This is a genomic window from Streptomyces solincola, from assembly GCF_002982015.1.
Lineage (GTDB): Bacteria > Actinomycetota > Actinomycetes > Streptomycetales > Streptomycetaceae > Streptomyces > Streptomyces solincola.
Window position 1 is genome coordinate 1 of the sequence record NZ_PVLV01000545.1, and the last position, 3,685, is coordinate 3,685.

General features: G+C 77.7%; 4 protein-coding genes. 1 reads left to right on the forward strand and 3 read right to left on the reverse strand.

Features of this window, described 5'->3' with window-relative positions:
- Positions 1 to 12 precede the first annotated feature (12 nt).
- Positions 13 to 234: a hypothetical protein gene (locus C6N75_RS26810; protein WP_105871458.1), complete on the reverse strand. Its 222-nt coding sequence runs from the start codon at positions 232 to 234 to the stop codon at positions 13 to 15.
- Positions 235 to 582: 348 nt separating this feature from the next.
- Here C6N75_RS26810 and C6N75_RS26815 point away from each other — a divergent pair, with 348 nt between their 5' ends.
- Positions 583 to 1,950 (forward strand): alpha-lytic protease prodomain-containing protein, encoded by a 1,368-nt coding sequence (locus C6N75_RS26815; RefSeq protein ID WP_105871459.1) that lies wholly within the window; start codon positions 583 to 585, stop codon positions 1,948 to 1,950.
- Between the two features lie 11 nt (positions 1,951 to 1,961).
- On the opposite strand, the gene C6N75_RS26820 is transcribed toward C6N75_RS26815, so the two are convergent.
- Both C6N75_RS26820 and C6N75_RS26825 read right to left on the reverse strand, forming a co-directional pair.
- Complete coding sequence (locus C6N75_RS26820) at positions 1,962 to 2,870, reverse strand: DMT family transporter (RefSeq protein WP_181160632.1); 909 nt, start codon at positions 2,868 to 2,870, stop codon at positions 1,962 to 1,964.
- The coding region (locus tag C6N75_RS26825; protein ID WP_258177638.1) for a phosphatase PAP2 family protein at positions 2,867 to 3,685 on the reverse strand (819 nt) is incomplete at its 5' end. The genes C6N75_RS26825 and C6N75_RS26820, both read right to left, overlap by 4 nt.

Consider the following 3,685-nt stretch of genomic DNA (forward strand, 5'->3'; position numbering starts at 1 on the left):
GGGCCCGTCGGCTCAGCTCGCGTGCGGGTGGACCGGCCGGGGCTCGTAGAGGGCGCCGAGGCGCTCGTAGGCCTCGGCGACGACGGCCTCGGCGTCCCGGACCACCGCCGGGGGCCGCGGCGGTTCGGCCGGATGCGCGGGCCGGCGGCGCTGCCACCACGTCTCGGCGAGGGCGTACAACCCGGAGGCGCAGACGATGAGCGGGATCGAGAGGGCAAGCAGGATGCCACCCACGGACGGGCCTCCTTCGCGACGAGCCGGCCGGTACGCCCCCCGTGTACCCGGCGGACGGGCTTTGATGGCGGCCCGTCCGCCGGGGTAACGCCCCGCCCCGGGCGCGGGTGATGGCCGTGGACCCTCTCGAAGGCATGTCCGCCGCCGCGCGGGTTTCCCGCCGGGTCCGCGCGGCCGCCCGGTCGGCGCCCGGCCACCCGCCGCCGCGGGCCGTCGGCCCGGTTACGCCGCATGGCGGGTGCCCGCGGCTCCGTTGCGCCGAAGAACCGGGCAACGCACATCGCGGGGCGGGCGGGCGGAAACACCTGAGAACCGGCAGCTCCCCATCCGAACCGAGGTGATCCCCCGATGCTCCACAGACACGCCGCAGCCGCGTGCGCCGCCCTCACGGCGGCCGGCGCGTTCGCGCTGGCCCAGCCGGCCGGTGCGACGCCGGCCGCCGAACCGTCCCCGCAGCGCGCCGCCGCACCCCAGACCACCGGCGCAGGCGCTGACACCGACGCCGACCGGGCCGCTCCCGCGATGCTCGACGCGCTGCGGCGCGACCTCGGCCTGACGGCGGAACAGGCGAGCGCCCGGCTCCGCAACGAGGCGGAGGCGGGCGCGCGGGCCGGCAGGCTGCGCAACTCCCTCGGCAGCCGGTACGCGGGTGCGTGGGTGAGCGGGCAGACCTCGGGCGCCCTCACCGTCGCCACCACCGACGCCACCGACACCGCCGCCATCAAGGCGGCTGGGGCCGAGGCGAAGGTGGTGCGCCACGGCCTGGCCGCCCTGGAGACCGCCAAGGCGAAGCTGGACCGGCAGTCCGCGCGGACCAAGACCGCCGAGGCCCCCGTCTGGTATGTGGACCCGCGCACCAACACCGTCACCGTGGAGACCATCCGGCCGTCCGCCGCCGAGGTCCTGCTGGAGGCGTCCGGCGTCGACCGGAGCCTGGTGCGGACCGTCGCGGTCGCCGAGCGGCCGCGCGCCCTGCACGACCTGCGCGGCGGCGACGCCTTCCACATCGGCAACGGGCGCTGCTCGGTCGGCTTCTCGGTGGTGACGGGCAGCCGGCAGGGCTTCGTGACCGCCGGGCACTGCGGCGACGCGGGCGACGCCACGACCGGCTTCAACAAGGTCGCCCAGGGCTCCTTCCAGGCGTCCGCCTTCCCCGGCAAGGACATGGCCTGGGTCGAGGCGAACGCGGACTGGAAGGCCACCCCGTACGTCAAGGGGCAGGGCGGCGCGAACGTGGAGGTCGGTGGCTCCACCGAGGCGCTGGTCGGGGCTTCGATCTGCCGGTCGGGCTCCACCACCGGCTGGCACTGCGGCACCGTCGAGCAGCACGACACCAGCGTGTCCTACCTGGAGGGCACGGTGCGCGGGCTGACCCGCACCACGGTGTGCGCGGAGCCCGGCGACTCGGGCGGCTCCTACGTCTCCGGGGCGCAGGCCCAGGGCGTCACCTCCGGCGGCTCCGGCGACTGCACCTCCGGCGGCACCACCTACCACCAGCCGGTCAACCCGATGCTCAAGGAGTTCGGGCTCACCCTGAAGACCAACGCCCCGGACGCCGGCGACACCGGCAAGTCCGGCACCTGGGCGGCCGGCAAGGTGTACGACGCCGGGGACCAGGTCACCTACGACGGGGCCTCCTACCGCTGCCTCCAGCCCCACCAGGCGCAGTCGGGCCGCGGCCCGTCGGCCAGTCCCGCGCTCTGGCAGCGCGCCTGACGGACGCACCGTCAGACGGCGGCCGGTTCGCCCTCGGGGTCGGGGCGCGCCGCCGCCGGGTCCGCCGGCTCGGGGAGCGTGCCCGGGTCCGGCCCGCCGCGGCCGCGAGCCAGCAGCAGCACCCCGCGTCCGGCGGCGGCCGCGGCGGCGCCCGCCACCAGCCAGCCCAGCGGCCCGGCCCGGAAGGTCTCGCCCAGCAGCGCGACGCCGATGACCGCGGCGGCGGCCGGGTTGGCCAGGTTGACCACCGCGAGCGGGGCGGCCATGCCGTCCCGGAAGGCCGCCTGCGACAGCAGCATGCCGCCGGTCGCGAAGACGGCAACCAGGCCGGCCACCGCGGCCGTCAGCCACCAGGGCGCCGCCCGGCCCGGCAGCCCGCCGGTGAGCGCCGCCGTCACCGTCGGCGTCAGCGCCGAGGCCACGCCGGAGGCCGTCCCGGATGCGGTGGCGTACCAGAGCCGCCGCCGCCCGGGGCCGCGCACCAGCGCGGCGACCAGCAGGGCGGTGGCCGCGCCGACGGCCAGCGCCTCGGTCGGTGACAGCGCCTCGCCGGGCGCGGCCGGGCCCACCACCATTACCAGGGCCAGCAGCCCGCCCAGTGTCCACAGCGCGCCCCGCCACTCGGCGCGGCCCACCCGGCGGCGCTCGTAAGCGGCGCCCAGCGGCAGCGCGGCGACCAGGGTCAGCGCGCCCAGCGGCTGGACCAGGGTGAGCGGCCCGTAGTGCAGCGCCGCGGCGTGCAGCAGCGCGGCGGAGGCGTTCAGCCCCACCGCCCACCACCACAGGGTCTGGGTGAGGAGCCCGTCCCGGCCGGAGCGCCCGGCACGGGCGGCGGCCAGCCGGGACTGCGCGACGGCGGCCAGCGCGTACCCGGCGGCGGAGGCCAGCGACAGCACGACCGCGAACACCAGCGCCCTCACGGCAGCACCACCCCCGCGGGCGCGGTGAGCGCCGGAGTCCGGAGCGCGCCCGCTCCGGACGCCCGCAGGAGCAGCAGCGCCCCGCCGAGCAGCACGACGGCGGCCGCGGCGTCCAGCCAGTAGTGGTTGGCCGTGCCGACCACCACCAGCAGGGTGAGCAGCGGGTGCAGCAGCCACAGCCACCGCAGCGGGGTGCGGGTGGCGGCGATCATGCCGACGGCGACCATCAGCGCCCAGCCCACATGGAGCGAGGGCATGGCCGCGAACTGGTTGGCCAGCGAGTCGGACGCCGGGCTGGCGCCGTAGACCGAGGGGCCGTAGCGCTGCGCGGTGTCGACCAGGCCGGTGGAGGCCAGCAGCCGGGGCGGGGCGAGCGGCAGCAGCAGGTGCAGCGCCAGGGCGCCGCCGGTCAGCAGGGCCAGCGCCCGCCGGGCCCACCGGTAGTGGGCGGGCCGTCGCCAGTACAGCCAGAGCAGGAAGGCGGCGGTGGCGGGGAAGTGGACGGCCGCGTAGTAGGTGTTCGCCAGGTGGACGGCGGTCTCGTCCCGCAGCAGCACGTCCTGCACCAGGCCCTCACCGGGCAGCTGCGCGGCTCGTTCCAGGTGCCAGACGGCCTCGGCGTTGCGGTACGCCGGGCCCGGGTGGCCGTTCGCCAGCAGCCGGCCGACCTTGTAGACCGTGAACAGCGCCGCCACCAGCAGCAGCTCGCGGACCGGCGACGGCCGGCGCCCGGCCGCCGGTCCCGTAGGGGAGGCGGCGGTACGGACGCCGGGCGCGGCCGGCGGGGTCGGGGAGGCGGCGGTACGGGGCCGGGA

Coding starts and splice junctions, on each gene's coding strand:
- C6N75_RS26815 (WP_105871459.1), top strand. CDS start 583: ATGCTCCACAGACACGCCGCAGCCGCGTGCGCCGCCCTCACGGCGGCC.